Here is a 22,163-nt window from a genome sequence, read left to right on the forward strand (position 1 = left end):
AATGATAAGGACTCACATTCGCCTTCTCAATCGATGAGTGGGTGGAGGAGTTACCAGATGTTGCATGGCTTGGGATTTTGTTGAATGAGCCGACCCCTCGCGAGCAACCCCGCTCTCTTGTAGGAGCTGCCGAAGGCTGCGATCTTTTGATTTTTGCTTTTCAGCGAACCAAACACATTCAAGATCAAAAGATCGCAGCCTTCGGCAGCTCCTACAAGATCTTGGCCTTCGCCCCAACCAAAGGTTCAGATCTTGGCCAGCGCCGGCAGATCCCCGGTCAACCCCAGCGCCTCGCGCACGAACAGCGCCTTCGCCTCGGGCATCTGGTCCACCAGCTTCAACCCGGCATTGCGCAACCAGCGCACCGGCAATGGATCGGCCTGGAACAAACGTTCAAAGCCTTCCATCGCCGCCATCAGCGCCAGGTTGTGGGGCATGCGCCGACGCTCGTAGCGGCTCAAAACCTTAGGGTCCGCCAGGCGCTCGCCGCGCTCGAGCGCTTGCAGCAGGACCTCCGCCAGTACCGCTGCATCGAGGAACCCCAGGTTCACGCCCTGGCCAGCCAGCGGGTGAATGGTGTGTGCTGCATCGCCAATCAATGCCAGGCCTTCAGCGACATAGCGTTTGGCATGGCGCTGGCGTAACGGCACGCATACGCGTGGATCGGCACCCAGCACGGTGCCGAGTCGACCTTCGAAGGCCCGCTCCAGTTCGCGACAGAAACCTTGTTCGTCCAGCGCCATCAGCCGCTCGGCTTCGCCGGGGGTGGTCGACCACACAATCGAGCACCAATCCTGCTGACCGTCGCGTTCCAACGGCAGGAAGGCCAGGGGGCCATGGTCGGTGAAGCGTTGCCAGGCGGTCATCTGATGTGAGTTGGAGCTGCGCACGCTGGTGACGATCGCGTGGTGCAGGTAATCCCACTCGCGTGTGGCCATGCCGGTCAGGCGCCGTACCGCCGAATTGGCGCCATCGGCAGCGATCACCAGGGGTGCGCGCAACGTGCGACCGTCGGCCAGGGTCAGCAGCCAGTCATCCCCGGAACGACGCATCTGCTCCAGGCGTGCATTGGCCAGCAGGCCAAGGTCACAGTCGTGCAGGCGATCGAGCAAGGCATCCTGAACCACGCGGTTTTCGACAATGTGCCCAAGCACTTCGGCGTGAACACTGGCCGCCGAGAAGTGAATCTGCCCGGTGCCACTGCCGTCCCATACGTGCATGTCGGTGTAGGGGCTGGTGCGCCGGCTTGCGATGCCATCCCAAACACCCAGACGCTCCAGAATCCGCTGGCTGGCGGCCGACAGGGCACTCACTCGCGGCTCGAACGGCGCCTGGTTGTCGAAGGGTTTGACGCTCATGGGGCTGCCGTCCAGCAGCAGCACTTCCAGCCCGCTGCCCTGTAACGCCAGCGCCAGGGCACTGCCGACCATTCCGGCCCCGACAATCAGCAGATCTGCGCGCATTTCCATGCTTATGCCTGTCTCGCTTGCGGCTTGAGCCGCACATAAAGGGTTTTGCCGACCCGCGCCACCAAATGGCCGGCGCCGTCATGAATATCGACCTGCAACTGCGGCAGGTATTTTTTGCCATCGGCCGTTTGCCGGCGGATCTCATCGAGCAAGGTATCGTCAATGGTGAAGCGGGCGAATACCGGGCCCTTGCCGGGCACAATGAAATCGATATCGGCGGCCTTGTCCCAGACGATGTACCGGTGACCGAGGTTCTCCATCAGCATCAACATGAAAAACGGATCGACCATCGAATACAGGCTGCCGCCGAACTGGGTCCCGACATAATTGCGGTTGTACCAGCCCAGCCCCATGCGCACCCGCACGTCACGAAAGTCATCGCTGATGTGCTGCACACGGACGCCGGCACCGAGGTACGGCGGGTACAGGGTCATCGCCCAACGCATCAGCCGTGCCTTGCCAAAATTTTTGCTCAACCAGTCAAGCATCGGGACGGGTACCCAGTCCCATGGCCTGCCGGGCGAACCAGCGCTTGGCCGGCGGCAGCAGGTCCAGGCCCAGCAGGCCGAGATTGCGACCCAGGGAAACCAGTGGCTGGGTGCTGCCGAACAAGCGAGTGACCTGGTCCGAGAAGCCGACCGTCAAGTTTTGATCCAGGCGCTGACGCTCGCGGTAAGCCTGCAGGGTGGCGAAATCGCCGGGGGCTTTTGCGCTCGCCAGCAGCGCATCGGCCAGGGCCTGGGCATCACGCAGCGACAGGTTGAAACCCTGGCCGGCAATCGGGTGCAGGCTATGTGCCGCATTGCCGAGAATTGCCAGGTGCGGACGCACCTGTTCCTCGGCCTCAATCAGCGTCAAAGGGTACAGATGTCGCGCACCGACCTGCTTGAGGGTGCCAAGGCGATAACCGAAAACACCCTGCAGCTCACTGAGGAATGCACGCTCGTCCAGCGCCGCCAGGCGCTGCGCGTCCATACCCTGGCGCGTCCAGACCAGGGCGCAGCGGTTGTCCGGCAATGGCAGCAATGCCATCGGGCCGTCGTCGGTGAAACGCTCGAACGCCACGCCGTTATGGGATTCACTCGGGGTGATGTTGGCAATCAGCGCGCTCTGGTTGTACGGACGCTTGCGGATGCCCACGCCCAATTGCTCGCGAAGCCCGGAGCGACCACCATCAGCGAGCACGGCGAGGTCGCATTCCAAAGTGGTTTCATCGTTGAGGGTCAGGCGATAACCATCGGTCAGCGGCTCCATGGCGGTGACTTCAGCCGGGCAGCGCCAGGTGATGACGTCCTTGTCCAGCGCTTGCCAAAGGCACTGGCCAAGCCAGGCGTTCTCCACCACATAACCCAGCGCCGGCACGCCCTCCTCCATCGCGGACAGGCGCGCGGTAGAGAAGCGACCGCGGTCAGAGACGTGGATCTGCTTGATCGGCTCGGCGCGGCGGGTAATCTCCTGCCACACGCCCAGCCGTTGATAAATCTGTCGGGCGCCGTAGGACAGCGCCGAGGAACGCGCATCATAGCTTGGCTGGTAGGTGTCGCCGGGCGCGAAGGGCTCGATCAGCACGATCTTCCAGCCACGGGCCTTGGCTCCTGCCTGCAACGCCAAGGCCAGACTGGCGCCGACCAGGCCACCCCCGATGATTGCCAGGTTTGCCCGACTCATGCCGCTTGTGCCCGTGCGGCAGCCATCAAGGCCTCGATCTCGGCGACCGTCTTCGGTACGCCTCTGGTCAGGATTTCACAACCGGTCTTGGTCACCACCACGTCGTCCTCGATGCGCACGCCAATGCCGCGCCATTTTTTCGCAACTTTCTGATTGTCCGCGGCAATGTAGATCCCCGGTTCCACCGTCAGGGCCATGCCGACTTCCAGCACCCGCCACTCGCCGCCAACCTTGTACTCGCCGACATCATGCACATCCATGCCCAGCCAATGCCCGGCGCGGTGCATGTAGAAAGCCTTGTAGGCTTCGCTGGCAATCAGCTCATCGACATCGCCCTGCAGCAGACCCAACTCCACCAGGCCCGAGGTGATCACCCGGACCGTAGCTTCGTGCGCCTGATTCCAGTGTTTGTTTGGTGCTATTTCGGCGAACGCGGCTTCCTGGGAAGCCAGCACCAGTTCATATATCGCCTTCTGTTCAGCCGAATACTTGCCATTCACCGGCCAGGTGCGGGTGATGTCGCTGGCGTAGCAGTCAATCTCGCAACCGGCGTCGATCAGCACCAGATCGCCATCCTTGAGCAGCGCGTCGTTCTGCTGGTAGTGCAGGATGCAGGTGTTGCGCCCGGCGGCGACGATCGAGCCGTAAGCCGGCATCTTCGCCCCGCCTTTGCGGAACTCGTAGTCCAGCTCGGCTTCCAGGCTGAATTCGTATAGCCCTGGGCGACTGGCCTGCATCGCACGGATATGCGCCTGGGCGGAAATCCGTGCGGCCTCGCGCATCACCTTCACTTCTGCCGCCGATTTATACAGGCGCATGTCGTGCAGCAGATGATCCAGGGCAACGTATTCGTTCGGCGGCTGGGCGCCCAGGTGGGCCTTGGAGCGGATCACATTGATCCAGTCCATCAGGTGCCGATCGAATTCCGGATTGCTGCCCATGGCCGAATACACCCGGTCGCGCCCTTCGATCAGGCCCGGGAGGATGTCGTCGATGTCGGTAATGGGAAACGCATCGTCGGCGCCAAAGTCGCGGATCGCGCCTTCCTGACCCGCACGCAGGCCGTCCCACAACTCGCGTTCGGCATTGCGTTCACGGCAGAACAGAATGTACTCGCCATGTGACCGCCCAGGCATCAGCACCAGCACGGCCTGGGGCTCGGGAAAACCGCTCAGGTACTGGAAGTCGCTGTCCTGACGGTAGACGTGCTCCACGTCACGATTGCGAATGGCCACCGCTGCAGCGGGCAGGATGGCAATGCTGTTGGGCTCCATCTGCGCCATCAGGGCCTTGCGGCGACGGCTGTATTCCGATTTCGGGATATGAATCATGGGCAGATGGCTTTCCCTGGCAAACGATTAATGCAGTGACGGCTTGGCGGCAGCCGGCGCATCCGGCTTCCTGGTTTCGGAGAACAGCAGCAGCGGTGCTACTCGCAGGTACTCCATCACTTCCATGTAATCGCTTTCGCCGTCGTCGGATTCTTCCAGGGCGTCCTGCACCTGGGAAATGGCTGCCAGATCCTGTAACACTTCTGTGGCTTCGGTGCTCAGCATGCTGCTGTCACGGCAGTTCAAGCCAAAACCGCTGAGGAAACCCTGGCACCATTGGCCCAGCGCGGCGGCGCGGTCAGCCAGTGGTTCGTCATCAGTCGGCAGCAGCAGAACGACGGTAACGTCGTCGCCGGTGAGCTCGCCCTTGACCATCTCCTGCAAGCCGATCAAGGCGTTGCGGACGTTATCCTGAGGCTCGCTTTCCAGCAGCTCGGCGGCATCGATCAGCCACTCGTCGGCATTGAAGCCGGCACCGGCGCAGCTACGGCCGAGCAACAGCCCGTGCAGCTCAGCGGGAGAGACGTTATGCCCGCTGGAAGTCAGCAGGGTGGCGAAGGCTTGGTACGGGGAATTCTGAATGGGCATGGGCAGCTAGGCGCCAGACGGCGCAATGTCTAGAATGAAGGCCTTGTATCCTACATCGACTCCTCTGTAGGAGCGAGCTTGTTCCGGGCGGCGATCCGACGATGGTCGCAAACGATAACGCGGTGTGCGTGACACCCCCGCAGCGTTCTCGGGTTCACCGTCGGATCGCCGCCCCGACCAAGCTCGCTCCTGCAGTCCGACACCCATCAGACAGTGAAGACAATGGAAGACACCGACCTGCAAGCGCTGATGGCCAGACTCGAGTTGTTAATTAACCGGGTCGAGCAACTAAAGAGCCAAAACGGACTCCTATTAGCTCAGGAAAAGACCTGGCGCGAGGAACGCGCGCACCTCATTGAAAAAAATGAAATCGCTCGGCGTAAGGTCGAATCGATGATTTCGCGCCTCAAGGCCCTGGAGCAAGACTCATGAGTTCAAGCAATAGCGTTACCGTGCAGATCCTCGATAAAGAGTATTCGATCATCTGCCCCCAGGAAGAGCGCAGCAACCTGGTGAGCGCCGCCCGTTACCTGGACGGCAAGATGCGCGAGATCCGCAGCAGCGGCAAAGTCATCGGTGCCGATCGCATTGCCGTGATGGCCGCGCTGAACATCACGCACGACCTCCTGCACAAGGAAGAACGCCCGGATGTACAGGCCAGCGGCTCGACCCGGGAGCAGGTTCGCGACCTGCTCGATCGTGTCGATCTGGTGCTCGCTACCGATCCGGACGTCACCAAGGGCTGATTCGTGCGACTGCTTGGGGTATACTCGCATCACTCCCTGGGGTGCTTGCCAGTTGACCACGTCCCTGAGCCGATTCGCACTACCCTGGAGGTTGCACGTTGGGCTGGTGTGCATGTCCGCTAGACGGAAAGCCTTAAAGCCTACTGCATCTTCCACCTTGAACTTTCGGGTTCAAGGGCTAAGTCAGCAGCGGTTCATCCGGGGAGCCTGATTCCAGTCCGATGCCGGTTTCGTTACCGGCATCGGCTTTTTTACGGGTACGATTTAGTCACCCGACCCGCGAGCCCGAATCCATGACCGAACCTGCGCTGCTGCCCCGCCCGCAACTTCGACGCATGCTGCGCAAGGCTCGCCGCGCACTGACTCCCAGTCAACAGCGCCAGGCCGCTCGCGGGCTGTATAGGCAACTGGCCCAGCATCCGCTGTTTCGCCGCGCAAAACATATCTCGCTCTACTTGCCCACCGACGGTGAAATTGATCCGCGCCTGCTGCTGCGTGCGGCTCAGCAAAGGGGCAAGGTGACGTACCTGCCAGTGCTCAGCGCCTGGCCACGAACGCGCATGGTGTTCCAGCGAATTCGCCCCGGGGAAAAACTCAAGCCCAACCGCTTCCGCATCCTCGAGCCCCGAGCCAACCTCGCTTCGCAGCGCAAAGTCTGGACGCTTGACCTGGTCCTGCTGCCATTAGTCGGTTTTGACGACGTCGGCGGACGCCTGGGCATGGGTGGCGGTTTTTATGACAGGAGCCTGGCGTATCTGGCACGCCGCAAAAGCTGGCGCAAGCCGACGCTGCTGGGGCTGGCTCATGAATGTCAGAAAGTCGAGCGACTGGCTCAAGCGAGCTGGGATGTGCCGCTGCAGGGAACGGTAACGGACAGGGGCTGGTATTTCGCAGGTATCGCACCGTAGGAGCAAAGCTTGCTCACGATAGCGATCTTTCAGCAGATGGATGTTGAATGTGACGCCGCCGTCGCGAGCAAGCTTTGCTCCTACAGGTGCGGCGTCCGGAAATCAGATCAGCGCTTGAAGGCCGACGGCTGTTGTTGCTGGGTCAATTCCATAGGAGCGTCAGTCTTGTTGCTCCACAGACTTTGGGCATAACCGGTGGTCACGACGCCGAGGCCGAACAAAATAACCAAAATCCATAGTAAATCCGGTTTGCGTTTCATCGATTGCCCCCCAAAGGCATATCAACACGATGACAGCAGCGGTTTCCGTTGTAGGCCGTGCAGCAGCGTCAAGCTAAGAAGGCCGGCATTTTGCGACAACGGGACCCTACACGCAAACGCTGGCGTCAACCGACTGTCGGTTTGTCATAAAATTGCCCGACAACTTGCCCACTCACTTCGCAAGGAGCAAAACCATGGCCTATTGGCTGATGAAATCCGAGCCCGACGAACTGTCCATAAAGGACCTGGCAAAGTTGGGCACAGCGCGCTGGGACGGGGTTCGCAACTATCAGGCGCGCAATTTCCTGCGGGCCATGGCGGTGGGCGACGAGTTTTTCTTCTACCACTCCAGCTGCCCGGAACCGGGGATCGCCGGGATCGGCAGGATCATTGAAGCCGCATACCCGGACCCTACCGCCCTGGAGCCTGAAAGCCATTACTACGACCCGAAGGCCACGGCCGAGAAAAACGCCTGGAGCGCGATTGATGTCGCCCATGTGGAGACGTTTGCCAAGGTGTTGAAGCTGGACTACCTGAAACAGCAGGCGGCGCTGGCCGAGATGCCGCTGGTGCAGAAAGGCTCGCGGCTGTCGGTGATGCCGGTTACCCCTGAGCAATGGGCGGCGGTGATTGCTTTGCGCTAATGCACAAAAGATCGCAGCCTGCGGCAGCGCCTACAGGCGTTCGCGCTCACAGACAGGAACTGCCGCTGGCTGCCATTTTTTGAGGTTTAAATCAGACAAAGAAAGGCTTACTGGATAATAAGGTTGTTGAACAACAGATCCTCAACCACCGGCTTGCCCGTCTCGTCATTCATGATTTGCTGGGTCTGCTTCAAGGCTTCCTGGCGCAGTTTCTCCTTGGCCTCCACATTGTTCATCGCCTCAGTCGTCTGCTGCGCGAACAACGCCACCAGCTGATTGCGAATCAACGGCTCGTTGGCCTTCACCAGCTTGGTCGCCTCATCCCCTGTGACGCGCAAGGCGACATCCGCCTTGTAGACCTTGAGCTTGGGCGTGCCGTCCAGGCCGTAGTTGCCCACAAATGGCGGGGTCAGGGTGATGTAGTTGACCTTCGGCGCTACTTCTTCCTTGGCTTCTTCGGCCATCGCTGCCACCGGCAGACACAGGGCCAGCATCAATACGGTCCACGCTTTCACAATTCGCTCCTTATCCGGTTTGCGGCCTCTAGCATAACGACCCGCTGCGTCAGCACAAGCTTATGGCTGACTATCAGGGCGAGGCATGCTCGTTGACCCGTTGACTCACACACCTACACTTATCGGCCATCACTCCCAAAGGAATAGCCCTGATGAAAGCCGTGCTGTGCAAAGCCTTCGGCCCTGCCGAATCGCTGGTGCTGGAAGACGTCGCCAGCCCTGTCGCAAAAAAGAATGAAATCCTGCTGGACGTGCACGCCGCCGGGGTCAATTTCCCGGACACGCTGATCATCGAGGGCAAATACCAGTTCAAGCCGCCCTTCCCGTTTTCCCCTGGTGGCGAGGCGGCTGGCGTAGTGAGTGCGGTCGGTGAAAAAGTCAGCCATTTGAAGGTCGGTGACCGCGTCATGGCCTTGACCGGCTGGGGCAGTTTCGCCGAGCAGGTGGCAGTGCCAGGCTATAACGTGTTGCCGATTCCGCCGTCGATGGACTTCAACACCGCCGCTGCGTTCAGCATGACCTACGGCACTTCAATGCACGCCCTCAAGCAAAGGGGCAGCCTGCAGCCGGGTGAAACCCTGCTGGTGCTGGGCGCCTCCGGAGGGGTCGGCCTGGCCGCCGTGGAAATCGGCAAAGCCATGGGCGCACGGGTGATCGCCGCCGCCAGCAGCGCGGAAAAGCTTGCAGTGGCCAAGGCGGCCGGCGCAGATGAGCTGATCAACTACAGCGAAACCAGCCTCAAGGATGAGGTCAAACGCCTGACCGATGGCCAGGGCGCCGACGTGATCTACGACCCGGTCGGCGGCGACCTGTTCGACCAGGCCATCCGCGCCATCGCCTGGAACGGCCGCCTGCTGGTAGTGGGTTTTGCCAGTGGGCGCATTCCGGAACTGCCGGTGAACCTTGCGTTGCTCAAGGGCGCAGCGGTAGTCGGGGTGTTCTGGGGCTCGTTTGCCCAACGCCAGCCGCAAGACAATGCGGCGAACTTCCAGCAGCTGTTTGGCTGGTTCGCTGAAGGCAAATTGAAGCCTCTGGTGTCGCAGGTGTATCCGCTCAGCAATGCGGCACAGGCAATCAATGACCTTGGACAGCGCAAGGCGGTCGGCAAGGTGGTGGTGCAAGTTCGCTAAAGCTCTGGAGCGGTCTGGCCTGGACCCACCCCGTCCAGGTCAACTCCTCAGCCGGACTTCCTCCATGAATCGATTCGCGAACTGCTTCCTGCATAGGTTACGGGCCGAAAACCCGAAAAAGAACGTGATGACTTCCGGTACGCACGCAGGACATGTCCCATAAAACCTGGCTAAAACGTGCGCCCGAGTGCCTGAGCGCGGCCAAAGTAATCTTTCCTGCAACGTCCTTCACTTATGTCTGAGCGACATGTTCGTAAAAGAACATGCGATCTCGAACATTTCCGCTGTTTGGTCGATGGCTACCGGTGCTATTTTCGGTAACGAAACTGTAACATTCGCATCCGCAGTCAAAACAAGAATCTGGAGCTCTTGAATGTTTGCTTTCTTTCGTCCTGCCGCGCATCAGGCTCCTTTGCCTGAAGACAAAATAGACAGTGCCTACCGACGCCATCGCTGGCAGATCTTTGCCGGTATCTTTATCGGCTACGCCGGATACTACCTGCTGCGCAAAAACTTCTCATTGGCCATGCCCTACCTGATCGAAGAGGGTTACACCCGCGGCGAGCTGGGCCTGGCGCTGTCTGCCATCGCCATTGCCTATGGCCTGTCGAAATTCCTGATGGGCATCGTCTCCGACCGCTCGAACCCGCGCTTCTTCCTGCCGTTCGGGCTACTGGTGTCGGCCGGGGTCATGTTCATTTTTGGTTTCGCGCCATGGGCGACGTCCAGTGTGACCATTATGTTCATCCTGCTGTTCATCAACGGCTGGGCCCAGGGCATGGGCTGGCCGCCGAGTGGCCGGACCATGGTCCACTGGTGGTCGCAAAAGGAACGCGGCGGCGTGGTGTCGCTGTGGAACGTGGCGCACAACGTCGGCGGCGGTTTGATCGGCCCGCTGTTCCTGCTGGGCATGGGCCTGTTCAACGACTGGCATGCGGCCTTCTATGTGCCTGCAGCCGTAGCCTTGGCCGTGGCGGTATTTGCCTTTGCCACCATGCGCGATACGCCACAATCGGTCGGCCTGCCGCCCATCGAGAAGTACAAGAACGATTATCCGGAAGGCTACGACGCCAGCCATGAAGAAGAATTCAGCGCCAAGGAAATCTTCGTCAAGTACGTGTTGCGCAACAAAATGCTCTGGTACATCGCCTTGGCCAACGTCTTCGTCTACCTGCTGCGCTACGGCGTGCTGGACTGGGCACCGACCTACCTCAAGGAAGCCAAGGGTTTCACCGTTGATAAAACGTCGTGGGCGTACTTCTTCTATGAGTGGGCCGGTATCCCGGGCACGCTGTTGTGCGGCTGGATGTCGGACAAGATCTTCCGCGGCAACCGCGGCCTGACCGGCATGGTGTTCATGGCACTGGTGACCGTGGCCACTCTGGTGTATTGGCTGAACCCGGCTGGCAACCCGACCGTCGACATGATCGCGCTGGTTTCGATCGGCTTCCTGATCTACGGCCCGGTCATGCTGATCGGCCTGCAGGCACTGGAACTGGCGCCGAAGAAGGCAGCCGGTACGGCAGCGGGCTTTACCGGCCTGTTTGGCTACCTGGGTGGATCGGTGGCGGCCAGTGCGGCGATGGGCTACACCGTGGACCACTTCGGCTGGGACGGCGGCTTCGTGCTATTGATCGGCGCGTGCCTGCTGGCCATGGCCTTCCTGGCACCCACGCTGTGGCACAAGCAAGTGGCCAGTCAGAGCCGCGAAGCGGTCGCCTGATCCACTGAGGACTTGCAGCGCTTGAGCCGCGCCTCCAGATTTCGGTCTGGCATGGCGTGGCTACGCAGGGCGTGGGCGGTCTGCTCGACGTAATCGCGAGTAGTGCCGTAGCGCCCGCAAGCATTTTCGAATACCTGACTCAGCACGTGGTCCGGCAAGTTGCCGGCGTAGCTGGGCAAGTGTCGCTCCAACACGAACCCCAATGCCTGGACCTGACTTCCGTCTTCGAGACGGCAGTTGAGCCAGTGTGGGCGATAGGAAGGGAATGGCATTTCGCGCTGCCAGAGCGCATACAGCGAGGCATCCAGCTGTTCTTCCGGCAGGCGATAGGCGAAGCCGCTGCAGGAGCCGCCGCGATCCAGGCCAAACACCAGCCCGGGCACTTCAGGCGTGCCGCGATGTTCGTGCGACCACAGGTACAAACCGCGATGATAGCCATGCACCCGACCGCGTACCCGCTCTACAGCCGGGCACTCGGGCCGCCAGATCAAGGAACCGTAAGCGAACAGCCATACCGGCCCACCTTTGTGGCGCGCCATGGTGGACTGCATTGAGCTGAGCAATTGTTCGTGAGTGAGCTGCGGCCCCAGATCGAGCCGCGGAGGGTAAGCCAGATTCAAAAAAGCAGATTCAATGGCGCTCATGGCGATTAGCGTTCAGCTCCCCGCGAGTGAAGAATTACTTAATAGAACGCACCGCTGTAACAATAAGGCACATATGTTTTAAGGCAATTTAAGTGCCATGGCAGAGTTCTTAAATAATTGCCTTAATGAGATATAACCTACCGGTATTTACAGTTTTCTATAAATACCGATCAGCTATATAGGGAGATATAAGCAAGCTAACCGTAGGAGCTGCCGCAGGCTGCGATCTTTTGATTTTCAAAACAGAGTCAAAAGATCGCAGCCTGCGGCAGCTCCTACAAGGGCAAGGTCAAATCGCAGGTCAAGATCGAGAATCAAGATCGCGGCGCATACGCAAATACATCCGCACGCATCTGATGCGCATCCATCCCGGCTTCTACCAGCGCGTCCAGCGTGCCGTACACCATCGCTGGCGAGCCACTCGCGTAGACATGCAACGGCTTCAGGTCGGCGAAGTCCTCGCAGACCGCCTCATGCAGCATGCCGCAACGCCCTTGCCAGCCGCATTGATCGCTCACGACTTTATGCAGAAACAGGTTGGGCAGCTTCAGCCATTCATCCCAGTGCTCGATTTCATAGAAATCTTCAGGCCGACGCACGCCCCAATACAGGTGGACCGGATGCTTGAAACCTGCGGCTCGACAGTGCTCGATCAGGCTGTGAATCTGGCCCATGCCGGTTCCCGCAGCGATCAGCACCAGCGGGCCGTCGGGCAACTCCGCCAGGTGGGTGTCGCCAAATGGCATCTCGATGCGCACCATCGCCTTGCGTTGCAGCTGATCTATCAGGCTCAGCGCACTGCTTTCGCGCGCCAGCACGTGTATTTGCAGATCCCGGCCCGAATGAGGCGCCGAGGCCAGGGAAAAGGCCGACTTCTCGCCATTCTCCCGCTCGATCATCAGATACTGCCCGGCGTGATAGCGCGGCGGCTTGCCGGCAGGCGCTCGCAAGCTGACGCGCCAGGTGTCGCCACCCACGTCCCGGCACTCAATGACCTGACACGCCAAGCTACGCACAGGTAATTCTCCCAGCGAGAGCACGCCATCCCACAGCACGACGCAGTCTTCCAGCGGCTGCGCAATGCAAGTGTAGAACTCACCGTGATCGCGCACATCGCCGCTCTGCTCCACGCGACCTTCCACCAGCAGCGCGGCGCACACATGACAGTTGCCGTTGCGACAGCTTTGCGGGCAGTCGTAGCCCAGGCGCCGCGCCCCATCGAGAATCCGCTCGCCGGGCAGAATCTCTAGCACCGCTCCGGAAGGCTGCAAAGTTACACGCATCAATCTATTCCTAACTGATTCCAGATGGCATCGACCCGTTTGGTCACGGCTTCGTCCTTGACGATGACCCGGCCCCACTCGCGAGTGGTTTCACCCGGCCATTTATGCGTGGCATCGAGCCCCATCTTCGAACCCAGGCCGGATACCGGCGAAGCGAAGTCGAGGTAGTCGATCGGCGTGTTGTCGATCATCACCGTATCGCGCTTGGGGTCCATGCGCGTGGTGATGGCCCAGATCACGTCGTTCCAGTCTCGCGCGTTGATATCGTCGTCAGTGACGATAACGAACTTGGTGTACATGAACTGTCGCAAAAACGACCAGACACCCAACATTACCCGCTTGGCATGGCCGGGATATGACTTCTTCATGGTTACGATAGCCATGCGGTACGAGCAGCCTTCGGGCGGCAGGTAGAAGTCGGTGATCTCCGGGAACTGCTTTTGCAGAATCGGCACGAACACTTCGTTCAGGGCCACGCCGAGAATCGCCGGTTCATCCGGCGGACGGCCGGTGTAGGTGCTGTGGTAGATCGGCTTGATGCGGTGAGTGATGCGCTCCACCGTGAACACCGGGAAGCTGTCGACTTCGTTGTAGTAGCCGGTGTGGTCGCCGTACGGACCTTCATCCGCCATCTCGCCCGGATGGATCACACCTTCAAGGATGATCTCGGCGGTGGCCGGCACTTGCAGGTCATTGCCACGGCACTTCACCAGCTCGGTGCGGTTGCCGCGCAGCAAACCGGCGAAGGCGTATTCAGACAGGCTGTCCGGCACTGGCGTCACGGCGCCGAGAATGGTCGCCGGATCAGCGCCAAGCGCTACGGAAACCGGGAACGGCTGCCCAGGATGCTTCTCACACCACTCGCGGTAATCCAGCGCACCACCCCGGTGACTGAGCCAGCGCATGATCACCTTGTTGCGGCCGATCACTTGCTGACGGTAAATGCCGAGGTTCTGGCGGTCCTTGTTCGGACCTTTGGTGACGGTCAGGCCCCAGGTAATCAGCGGGCCGACGTCGCCTGGCCAGCAGGTCTGCACTGGCAGCATCGCGAGGTCGACGTCGTCGCCTTCAATGACCACTTCCTGACACACCGCATCCTTGACGACTTTTGGCGCCATGGCGATGATCTTGCGGAAAATCGGCAGCTTGGACCAGGCGTCTTTCAGCCCCTTGGGCGGCTCGGGCTCCTTGAGGAAGGCCAGCAGCTTGCCGATCTCGCGCAACTCGCTGACGGCTTCCGCCCCCATGCCCAGCGCCACGCGCTCTGGCGTACCAAACAGGTTGCCGAGCACCGGGATGTCATAACCCGTCGGGTTTTCGAAAAGCAGCGCGGGGCCCTTGGCGCGCAAGGTGCGATCGCACACCTCGGTCATTTCCAGCACAGGGGACACCGGAACCTGGATGCGCTTGAGCTCGCCGCGCTTTTCCAGACCGCTGATAAAGTCGCGCAAGTCGCGATACTGCATGCGTGAGCCTCGTTTTGGCCGTGGCGTTCGGGGGAGGCAGTTTAGCGCCGAACCCCGCTGTTCAGAACCACCAACTGCCAATGATCAAAAATCAGATAGCAAAAAGCCGGGTTTCCCCGGCTTTTGCTGATCTATCGACTTACTTGCGTTTCATCGACAGGAAGAACTCATCGTTGGTCTTGGTCGTTTTCAGCTTGTCGACCAGGAACTCGATGGCAGCGATCTCGTCCATCGGGTGCAGCAGCTTGCGCAGGATCCACATGCGCTGCAACTCGTCATCGGCCGTCAGCAACTCTTCGCGGCGAGTGCCGGAACGGTTGATGTTGATAGCCGGGAACACGCGCTTTTCAGCGATACGACGATCCAGCGGCAGTTCCATGTTGCCCGTGCCTTTGAATTCCTCGTAGATCACTTCGTCCATCTTCGAGCCGGTTTCAACCAGCGCGGTGGCGATGATGGTCAGCGAACCGCCTTCCTCGATGTTCCGCGCGGCACCGAAGAAACGTTTCGGTTTCTCCAGGGCGTGGGCATCGACACCACCGGTGAGTACCTTGCCGGAGCTCGGGATCACGGTGTTGTAGGCACGAGCCAGACGCGTGATGGAGTCGAGCAGGATCACCACGTCTTTCTTGTGTTCGACCAGGCGCTTGGCCTTCTCGATCACCATTTCGGCAACCTGCACGTGGCGGGTTGGCGGCTCATCGAACGTCGAGGCAACCACTTCGCCACGCACGGTGCGCTGCATTTCGGTTACTTCTTCCGGACGCTCGTCGATCAGCAGCACGATCAGATGAACTTCAGGATTGTTACGCGCGATGTTGGCTGCGATGTTCTGCAGCATGATGGTTTTACCGGCTTTCGGCGGTGCCACGATCAAACCACGCTGGCCTTTGCCGATCGGGGCGCACAGGTCGATGACCCGACCGGTGAGGTCTTCGGTGGAACCGTTGCCGGCTTCCATCTTCATGCGCACCGTCGGGAACAGCGGGGTCAGGTTCTCGAAGAGAATCTTGTTTTTCGCATTCTCGGGACGATCGTAGTTGATCGTGTCGACCTTGAGCAGCGCGAAATAACGCTCGCCTTCCTTGGGAGGGCGGATCTTGCCAACGATGGTGTCACCGGTGCGCAAGTTGAAGCGACGAATCTGGCTTGGCGAGACGTAGATATCGTCTGGGCCAGCGAGATAGGAAGCGTCAGCGGAGCGAAGGAAGCCGAAGCCGTCCTGGAGAATCTCCAGCACGCCATCACCGGAGATTTCCTCGCCGCTTTTCGCGTGCTTTTTGAGCAGGGAGAAAATCACGTCCTGCTTGCGCGAACGGGCCATATTTTCTATGCCCATCTGTTCGGCCAATTCGAGCAGTTCGGTAATCGGCTTTTGCTTGAGTTCAGTCAGATTCATATAGGAATGACGTAATCATTTATGGAGGGGGGGAAATTAAGCTTTTGGCTTAATGAGGCCGCGCCGCAGAGAAGGCGACAGGATCGCGTACTTATTCGAAAAGGAGTGCGTCGGCGACGGCTAGCAGGGGGCAAAGGAGAAACCAGTGCGGGGCCGAATGTACCACCTGAGTTTCGGAGCGTCTAGCCCTCGATAACGAAAAAGCCCCGCAAATAGCGGGGCCTTTTTTTCAGACACTTTATTACGACGCTTAGATGTTGGCGTCCAGGAAAGCGGCCAATTGCGACTTCGACAGTGCGCCGACCTTGGTCGCTTCAACGTTGCCGTTCTTGAACAGCATCAGCGTCGGGATACCGCGCACGCCATGCTTGGCCGGGGTTTCCTGGTTTTCGTCGATGTTCAGCTTGGCAACGGTCAGCTTGCCTTTGTAGGTTTCTGCAATCTCGTCCAGGACAGGAGCGATCATTTTGCAAGGGCCGCACCATTCAGCCCAGTAGTCGACCAGCACAGCGCCTTCGGCCTTCAGTACATCGGCCTCGAAGCTAGCGTCGCTAACGTGTTTGATAAGATCGCTGCTCATGGAAGTCTCCAGGTTGTAAGCAAAAAAACGTGGCCCATCATAGCCGCCCTTCCCCCGTTCAGGAAGCTGCAGATGATTGACTCTTGCTATGGTGCCGCATGAGTTTGGGTATAGCTCAATTCATCAGGCGGCGGGGGCGATGAAGGCAATTCCGGTGCGCAGCGCGGCATTGCGCACGTGTTCCTGCATCGCCTTCTGTGCGGCCCCGGACGCCCGGCGTGCCAGTGCGCGGAGAATCTTGCGGTGCTCCTGCCAGGTTTCCATGGCGCGCTCGGCCCGGATGAACGGTAGCTTCTGGCTCTCCAGGAAGATGTCGGCACTGGCGGTCAGGATACTCAGCATCGCCTGATTGCCGCTGGCCAGCAGGATGCGCCGGTGAAACTCGAAATCCAGGCGCGCCGCCGCTTCAAAGTCGCCCACCTTCAACTCGTTGCGCATCGCGGCCACGTTGTCCTCCAGCGCATCGAGCTGGACAGTACTTAACGTCACCGCTGCCAGGCCCGCAGCGAACCCCTCCAGGGCATAGCGCAACTGGAAGATGTCCAGGGGCGACGCCTGTGCCGCGAAGGGCCAGCTCAACGCCGCGTCGGACCGCGCCAGGTCCACGGGCGCCTGCACAAACACCCCTTTGCCCGGCTGGATGCTGATCAGCCCCAGGGCACTTAACGACGACAGCGCTTCGCGTAACGACGCCCGGCTCACGCCCAATTGCACCGCCAGGTCCCGTTGCGAGGGCAAGGCATCCCCCGGCCCGAACCCCTGTTCGGTGATCAGTTTACGGATGGCTTGCAGCGCCACTTCAGGAACGGCTCGGGAGATCGAATTCATGGTTTTTCAGACGAACCGGATGAATGAGCGGACAGTTTTAAAGCTATTCGCAGCGTCCGGCAAGTCGTGCCCCATGGGGGTTCGCAGAGTTATGACGATGCGCTATCAGGGTGCGAATCAGGGCTCAACTGATCAGACCAGTAAGACCGCAAACCCAGTAAACCCGGGGGCTGTGCCACCCGAAACCGATACTTGGCATGGCCCGTGCTCTGTCGATCCGCAGAAATCACTTCTCGCCGATTCGGAGATTTGCCATGACCCAGCGTTACAGCGCCCTCCTCGCAGCCCTGTTTGCCAGCCTGATGCTGAGCCAGGCGCCCGCCCACGCCGACGGCCTGGAGGACGTGGTCAAGCGCGGCGTCCTCAAAGTCGCCGTGCCACAGGACTTCCCGCCCTTCGGCTCGGTGGGTCCGGACATGAAGCCTCGCGGCCTGGACATCGACACTGCCAAGCTGCTGGCGGACCAGCTCAAGGTCAAACTCGAACTGACCCCGGTCAACAGCACTAACCGCATTCCGTTCCTGACCACCGGCAAGGTCGACCTGGTGATTTCCAGCCTTGGCAAGAACGCCGAACGCGAGAAAGTCATCGACTTTTCCAGCGCCTACGCGCCCTTCTACCTCGCAGTGTTCGGCCCGCCAGAGGCCACGATCAAGACGCTGGACGACCTCAAGGGCAAGACCATCAGCGTCACCCGTGGCGCCATCGAAGACATCGAGCTGACCAAGGTGGCCCCGCAAGGCGTGACCATCAAGCGCTTTGAAGACAACAATTCGACCATCGCGGCCTACCTCGCCGGCCAGGTCGATCTGATCGCCAGCGGCAACGTGGTGATGGTGGCGATCAGCGAGAAGAACCCCAAGCGCGTGCCGGCTTTGAAAGTGAAGCTCAAGGATTCGCCGGTCTACGTCGGGGTGAACAAGAACGAGCCGGCGCTGCTGGGCAAGGTCAACCAGATCCTCGCCACTGCAAAAACCGACGGCGCGCTGGAGAAAAACTCCCAGACCTGGCTGAAAGAGCCACTGCCGGCCGATCTCTGATCGTCGCCCGGGAGATTTGACATGGCTTATCAGTTCGACTTTCTACCGGTGGTGCAAAATACCGACCTGCTGCTGCGCGGTGCGTTGTTCACCCTTGAACTGACCGCCATTGGCGCGGTATTCGGGGTGGCGCTAGGCATCGTCGGCGCGCTGGTACGGGCGTGGAACATTCGCCCGTTCTCGGTGATTTTCGGGGTTTACGTCGAGTTGATCCGCAACACACCCTTCCTGGTGCAGTTGTTTTTCATCTTCTTCGGCCTGCCGTCACTGGGTGTGCAGATTTCCGAATGGCAGGCCGCCGTGCTGGCGATGGTGATCAACCTGGGCGCCTATTCCACGGAAATCATCCGCGCCGGCATTCAGGCGATCCCCCGAGGACAGCTGGAAGCCGCCGCAGCGCTGGCGATGACCCGCTTCGAAGCGTTTCGCCACGTCATCCTGCTGCCGGCGCTGGGCAAGGTCTGGCCGGCCCTGAGCAGCCAAATCATCATCGTCATGCTCGGCTCGGCGGTCTGCTCGCAGATCGCCACCGAAGAGCTGAGTTTCGCCGCCAACTTCATTCAGTCGCGCAACTTCCGCGCCTTTGAAACCTATGCCCTGACCACGCTGATCTACCTGTGCATGGCGTTGCTGATTCGCCAGCTCCTGAACTGGATCGGCCGTCGTTACATTGCAAGGAGCAGCCAATGAGCGATTTCACCTTCTGGGACATCGTGCGCAACCTGCTCACGGGCCTGCAATGGACGCTGGCGCTGTCACTGGTGGCGTTCATTGGCGGCGGGCTGATCGGTCTGCTGGTCATGGTCATGCGCATCTCGAAGAAAGCCTTGCCGCGCAATATCGCGCGCACCTACATCGAACTGTTCCAGGGCACGCCGCTGCTGATGCAGTTGTTCCTGGTATTTTTCGGTGTGGCGCTGGCCGGTGTGGACATCTCCGCGTGGATGGCTGCGGCCGTCGCCCTGACCCTGTTTACCAGCGCTTACCTGGCGGAGATCTGGCGCGGCTGCGTCGACTCGATCCCCGACGGCCAATGGGAAGCCTCATCGAGCCTGGCGCTCAACCCGCTGGAGCAACTGCGCTACGTGATCCTGCCGCAAGCGCTACGCATCGCCGTGGCGCCGACCGTGGGCTTTTCGGTGCAAGTGGTCAAAGGCACTGCCGTCACCTCGATCATCGGCTTCACCGAGCTGACCAAAACCGGCGGCATGCTCGCCAACGCGACCTTCGAGCCGTTCATGGTCTATGGCCTCGTCGCCCTCGGTTACTTCCTGCTCTGCTACCCCTTGTCCCTCAGTGCGCGCTACCTGGAAAGGAGACTGCATGCCTCTGCTTAGAATTTCCGCCCTGCATAAATATTACGGCGATCACCACGTGCTCAAAGGCATCGACCTCAGTGTCGAGGAAGGCCAGGTGGTGGCAATCATCGGCCGCAGTGGCTCGGGCAAATCGACCTTGCTGCGCACGCTCAATGGCCTGGAGTCGATCAATGATGGCGTGATTGAAGTCGACGGCGAATACCTCGACGCCGCCCGTGCCGACCTGCGCACTCTGCGACAGAAGGTCGGGATGGTGTTCCAGCAGTTCAACCTGTTCCCCCACCTGACCGTTGGCGAAAACGTGATGCTCGCCCCGCAAGTTGTGCAGAAGGTACCGAAGGCCAAAGCCCGGGAACTGGCGCGCGAAATGCTGGAGCGAGTAGGGCTCGGGGAAAAGTTTGATGCATTCCCGGATCGATTGTCCGGCGGGCAGCAGCAACGCGTGGCAATCGCCCGGGCACTGGCCATGTCGCCGAAGGTGTTGCTGTGCGACGAAATCACCTCGGCGCTGGACCCGGAATTGGTCAATGAGGTGCTGAGTGTGGTTCGGCAACTGGCCAAAGACGGTATGACGCTGATCATGGTCACCCACGAAATGCGCTTTGCCCGGGAGGTTGGGGACAAGCTGGTGTTCATGCACCTGGGCAAGGTGCATGAGGTGGGAGACCCGAAGATCTTGTTTGCCAACCCGCAGACAGCGGAGCTGGCGAATTTCATTGGTACTGTGGAAGCGACAGTCTGAAAGCTCTGTAGGGCCTCTGATGGCCTCATCGCGGGCAAGCCCGCTCCCACAGGGGTTGATAGTGAACGCAGCATTTGTGTACGGCGGACATCTCTGTGGGAGCAAGGCTTCCCCGCGATAGCGTCTGCATATTCGATCTTGATGTGGCAGGGGGAAGGCAGTTGCTCCCACAGGATCATGTGTTGAAACAGGATTGTGTGTTCGACACGGAAACCTGTGGGAGCGGGCTTGCCCGCGATGAGGCCGCGCAGCGGTCGTCTACAGGGTTGCGCAGGATCAAGGGTTTGAACACTGCGCGTTGGCGTCAGCCTTTGATCGTGGCACGATGTCGAGGTTATCGACCGAGACCCCCAGACCATGCCGCAATCCCAAGCCAAGAATCTGTCCCTGATCGCCGCAATCGACCTGGGCTCCAACAGCTTTCACATGGTCGTGGCCAAGGCCCAGAACGGCGAAATCCGTATTCTCGAGCGTCTCGGGGAGAAGGTTCAGCTGGCAGCAGGTATCGACGAAGAGCGCCAGCTCAACGAAGAATCCATGCAGCGCGGGCTCGACTGCCTGAAACGCTTTGCCCAACTGATCAACGGTATGCCCCCGGGCGCCGTACGGATCGTGGGCACCAACGCCCTGCGCGAAGCGCGTAATCGCAATGAATTCATCCGTCGCGCCGAGGAAATCCTCGGTCACCCGGTGGAAGTCATCTCCGGCCGGGAAGAAGCGCGCCTGATCTACCTTGGCGTGTCCCACACCCTCGCCGACACCCCGGGCAAGCGCCTGGTGGCCGACATCGGCGGCGGCAGCACCGAGTTCATCATCGGCCAGCGCTTCGAGCCACTGCTGCGCGAAAGCCTGCAAATGGGCTGCGTGAGCTTCACCCAGCGCTATTTCAAGGACGGCAAGGTCACACCGGCTCGCTACGCCCAGGCCTACACGGCGGCGCGGCTCGAGATCATGAGCATTGAACACGCTCTGCACCGCCTGACCTGGGATGAGGCCATCGGCTCCTCGGGCACCATTCGCGCGATCGGCCTGGCACTGAAGGCCGGCGGGCATGGCACCGGCGAAGTCAACGCCGAGGGCCTGGCCTGGCTCAAGCGCAAGCTGTTCAAGCTGGGGGACGCCGACAAGATCGATTTCGAAGGCATCAAGCCTGACCGTCGCGCAATCTTCCCGGCCGGCCTGGCGATCCTCGAAGCCATCTTCGACGCCCTCGAACTGCAACGCATGGACCACTGTGAAGGCGCACTGCGTGAAGGCGTGCTCTACGACCTGCTGGGCCGTCATCATCACGAAGACGTCCGTGAGCGCACCCTGAGCTCGCTGATGGAGCGTTATCACGTCGACCTGGAACAAGCGGCGCGGGTAGAACGCAAGGCGCTGCATGCCTTCGACCAGGTAGCCGAAGATTGGGACCTGGATGACGGCGTGTGGCGCGAACTGCTGGGCTGGGCGGCCAAGGTCCACGAAGTGGGCCTGGACATCGCTCACTATCATTACCACAAGCATGGCGCCTACCTGATCGAGCACTCGGACCTCGCCGGATTCTCCCGCGAAGACCAGCAGATGCTCGCACTGCTGGTGCGCGGGCATCGCCGTAACATTCCCCGGGACAAGTTTGCCGAGTTCGGCAGTGACGGCAGCAAGCTGATCCGCCTGTGCGTGCTGCTGCGCTTCGCGATCCTGTTCCACCACATCCGTGGCACCCAGGAAATGCCCCAGGTGGTCCTGCGGGCCAATGGCGACAGCCTGGATGTGTTGTTCCCGGCCAACTGGCTGGATGAAAACCAGCTGACCCAGGCGGATTTTGCCCTGGAAGCGGAGTGGCTGACCCGGGTGGGCTTCACCCTCAACGTCCGGTAGTGCCCCTGTAGGAGCGAGCT

Annotated in this window: 24 protein-coding genes and 1 other RNA gene; 12 read left to right on the top strand and 13 right to left on the bottom strand. The window is 60.4% G+C overall.

The genetic code is table 11. From position 1 onward, the window contains the following. Positions 1–245: 245 nt before the first annotated feature. The 5 genes from UB23_RS12560 to UB23_RS12580 are packed head-to-tail and all read right to left on the bottom strand — an operon-like array spanning position 246 to position 5,056. A complete protein-coding gene (locus tag UB23_RS12560) occupies positions 246–1,463 on the bottom strand; it encodes a 2-octaprenyl-3-methyl-6-methoxy-1,4-benzoquinol hydroxylase (protein ID WP_177328553.1) in 1,218 nt (405 codons plus the stop codon). Positions 1,464–1,471: 8 nt separating this feature from the next. Continuing rightward, positions 1,472–1,957 carry a DUF4442 domain-containing protein gene (locus tag UB23_RS12565; protein ID WP_045059646.1) on the bottom strand — a complete coding sequence of 162 codons (486 nt, stop codon included), beginning with the start codon at positions 1,955–1,957 and terminating at the stop codon, positions 1,472–1,474. Next, positions 1,950–3,137, bottom strand: a complete 1,188-nt coding sequence (gene ubiH, locus UB23_RS12570) for a 2-octaprenyl-6-methoxyphenyl hydroxylase (protein ID WP_045059647.1) — start codon at positions 3,135–3,137, stop codon at positions 1,950–1,952. Before ubiH ends, UB23_RS12565 begins: the two co-directional genes overlap by 8 nt. Continuing rightward, the gene (gene pepP, locus UB23_RS12575; RefSeq protein ID WP_045059648.1) at positions 3,134–4,468 is read right to left on the bottom strand and encodes a Xaa-Pro aminopeptidase; all 1,335 of its coding nucleotides are present in this window, start codon (positions 4,466–4,468) and stop codon (positions 3,134–3,136) included. Before pepP ends, ubiH begins: the two co-directional genes overlap by 4 nt. A 27-nt stretch (positions 4,469–4,495) precedes the next feature. Beyond that, positions 4,496–5,056 (bottom strand): YecA/YgfB family protein, encoded by a 561-nt coding sequence (locus UB23_RS12580; RefSeq protein ID WP_045059649.1) that lies wholly within the window; start codon positions 5,054–5,056, stop codon positions 4,496–4,498. Between the two features lie 222 nt (positions 5,057–5,278). Between UB23_RS12580 and UB23_RS12585 the strand changes: the two genes are divergently transcribed. The 4 genes from UB23_RS12585 to UB23_RS12595 all read left to right on the top strand — a co-directional run bounded on the left by UB23_RS12585 (position 5,279) and on the right by UB23_RS12595 (position 6,710). After that, complete coding sequence (locus UB23_RS12585) at positions 5,279–5,488, top strand: TIGR02449 family protein (protein WP_003213954.1); 210 nt, start codon at positions 5,279–5,281, stop codon at positions 5,486–5,488. Further along, a complete protein-coding gene (locus UB23_RS12590; RefSeq protein WP_007942435.1) occupies positions 5,485–5,802 on the top strand; it encodes a cell division protein ZapA in 318 nt (105 codons plus the stop codon). Before UB23_RS12585 ends, UB23_RS12590 begins: the two co-directional genes overlap by 4 nt. A gap of 30 nt (positions 5,803–5,832) precedes the next feature. Further along, positions 5,833–6,011, top strand: a non-coding RNA gene (gene ssrS / locus UB23_RS28495) — 6S RNA. A gap of 84 nt (positions 6,012–6,095) precedes the next feature. Then, a complete protein-coding gene (locus UB23_RS12595; RefSeq protein WP_045059650.1) occupies positions 6,096–6,710 on the top strand; it encodes a 5-formyltetrahydrofolate cyclo-ligase in 615 nt (204 codons plus the stop codon). Between the two features lie 107 nt (positions 6,711–6,817). On the opposite strand, the gene UB23_RS29310 is transcribed toward UB23_RS12595, so the two are convergent. Next, entirely contained in the window at positions 6,818–6,970 is a 153-nt protein-coding gene (locus UB23_RS29310; RefSeq protein ID WP_122841054.1) for a hypothetical protein, read from the bottom strand. Between the two features lie 194 nt (positions 6,971–7,164). On the opposite strand from UB23_RS29310, the gene UB23_RS12600 reads away from it, so the two are divergent. Then, entirely contained in the window at positions 7,165–7,614 is a 450-nt protein-coding gene (locus tag UB23_RS12600; RefSeq protein ID WP_045059651.1) for an EVE domain-containing protein, read from the top strand. A 107-nt stretch (positions 7,615–7,721) separates the two neighbouring features. On the opposite strand, the gene UB23_RS12605 is transcribed toward UB23_RS12600, so the two are convergent. Continuing rightward, a complete protein-coding gene (locus tag UB23_RS12605) occupies positions 7,722–8,129 on the bottom strand; it encodes a flagellar basal body-associated protein FliL (protein ID WP_045059652.1) in 408 nt (135 codons plus the stop codon). 152 nt (positions 8,130–8,281) lie between these two features. Between UB23_RS12605 and UB23_RS12610 the strand changes: the two genes are divergently transcribed. Both UB23_RS12610 and glpT read left to right on the top strand, forming a co-directional pair. Next, complete coding sequence (locus UB23_RS12610; protein WP_045059653.1) at positions 8,282–9,259, top strand: NADPH:quinone oxidoreductase family protein; 978 nt, start codon at positions 8,282–8,284, stop codon at positions 9,257–9,259. A 373-nt stretch (positions 9,260–9,632) separates the two neighbouring features. After that, complete coding sequence (gene glpT, locus UB23_RS12615; protein ID WP_045059654.1) at positions 9,633–10,982, top strand: glycerol-3-phosphate transporter; 1,350 nt, start codon at positions 9,633–9,635, stop codon at positions 10,980–10,982. On the opposite strand, the gene UB23_RS12620 is transcribed toward glpT, so the two are convergent. The 6 genes from UB23_RS12620 to UB23_RS12645 form a co-directional block, all read right to left on the bottom strand. Continuing rightward, positions 10,958–11,626 (bottom strand): gamma-glutamylcyclotransferase, encoded by a 669-nt coding sequence (locus tag UB23_RS12620; RefSeq protein ID WP_045059655.1) that lies wholly within the window; start codon positions 11,624–11,626, stop codon positions 10,958–10,960. The genes glpT and UB23_RS12620 overlap by 25 nt on opposite strands. A gap of 314 nt (positions 11,627–11,940) precedes the next feature. Next, positions 11,941–12,909 carry a CDP-6-deoxy-delta-3,4-glucoseen reductase gene (locus UB23_RS12625; RefSeq protein WP_045059656.1) on the bottom strand — a complete coding sequence of 323 codons (969 nt, stop codon included), beginning with the start codon at positions 12,907–12,909 and terminating at the stop codon, positions 11,941–11,943. Next, the gene (ubiD, locus tag UB23_RS12630; protein ID WP_045059657.1) at positions 12,909–14,375 is read right to left on the bottom strand and encodes a 4-hydroxy-3-polyprenylbenzoate decarboxylase; all 1,467 of its coding nucleotides are present in this window, start codon (positions 14,373–14,375) and stop codon (positions 12,909–12,911) included. The genes UB23_RS12625 and ubiD overlap by 1 nt, the downstream gene beginning before the upstream one ends. A 139-nt stretch (positions 14,376–14,514) precedes the next feature. Further along, entirely contained in the window at positions 14,515–15,774 is a 1,260-nt protein-coding gene (rho, locus tag UB23_RS12635) for a transcription termination factor Rho (protein ID WP_007942421.1), read from the bottom strand. Positions 15,775–16,024: 250 nt separating this feature from the next. Continuing rightward, positions 16,025–16,354 carry a thioredoxin TrxA gene (gene trxA / locus UB23_RS12640; protein WP_003206727.1) on the bottom strand — a complete coding sequence of 110 codons (330 nt, stop codon included), beginning with the start codon at positions 16,352–16,354 and terminating at the stop codon, positions 16,025–16,027. Between the two features lie 123 nt (positions 16,355–16,477). Continuing rightward, positions 16,478–17,182 (bottom strand): FadR/GntR family transcriptional regulator, encoded by a 705-nt coding sequence (locus UB23_RS12645; protein WP_045059658.1) that lies wholly within the window; start codon positions 17,180–17,182, stop codon positions 16,478–16,480. Between the two features lie 254 nt (positions 17,183–17,436). On the opposite strand from UB23_RS12645, the gene UB23_RS12650 reads away from it, so the two are divergent. From UB23_RS12650 to ppx, 5 genes are all read left to right on the top strand, one after another. Next, positions 17,437–18,222 carry a transporter substrate-binding domain-containing protein gene (locus tag UB23_RS12650; protein WP_045059659.1) on the top strand — a complete coding sequence of 262 codons (786 nt, stop codon included), beginning with the start codon at positions 17,437–17,439 and terminating at the stop codon, positions 18,220–18,222. 21 nt (positions 18,223–18,243) lie between these two features. Then, on the top strand, positions 18,244–18,912 hold the full coding sequence (locus tag UB23_RS12655; protein WP_045059660.1) for an amino acid ABC transporter permease: 669 nt from the start codon (positions 18,244–18,246) through the stop codon (positions 18,910–18,912). Beyond that, complete coding sequence (locus UB23_RS12660) at positions 18,909–19,559, top strand: amino acid ABC transporter permease (protein WP_045059661.1); 651 nt, start codon at positions 18,909–18,911, stop codon at positions 19,557–19,559. The genes UB23_RS12655 and UB23_RS12660 overlap by 4 nt, the downstream gene beginning before the upstream one ends. Then, a complete protein-coding gene (locus UB23_RS12665) occupies positions 19,546–20,283 on the top strand; it encodes an amino acid ABC transporter ATP-binding protein (protein ID WP_045059662.1) in 738 nt (245 codons plus the stop codon). The genes UB23_RS12660 and UB23_RS12665 overlap by 14 nt, the downstream gene beginning before the upstream one ends. Before the next feature lie 357 nt (positions 20,284–20,640). Continuing rightward, positions 20,641–22,143 carry an exopolyphosphatase gene (ppx, locus tag UB23_RS12670; RefSeq protein ID WP_045059663.1) on the top strand — a complete coding sequence of 501 codons (1,503 nt, stop codon included), beginning with the start codon at positions 20,641–20,643 and terminating at the stop codon, positions 22,141–22,143. Positions 22,144–22,163: the final 20 nt, after the last annotated feature.

Origin of the sequence: Pseudomonas sp. ES3-33 (assembly GCF_000952175.1) — a bacterium.
GTDB classification, from domain to species: Bacteria; Pseudomonadota; Gammaproteobacteria; order Pseudomonadales; family Pseudomonadaceae; genus Aquipseudomonas; species Aquipseudomonas gregormendelii.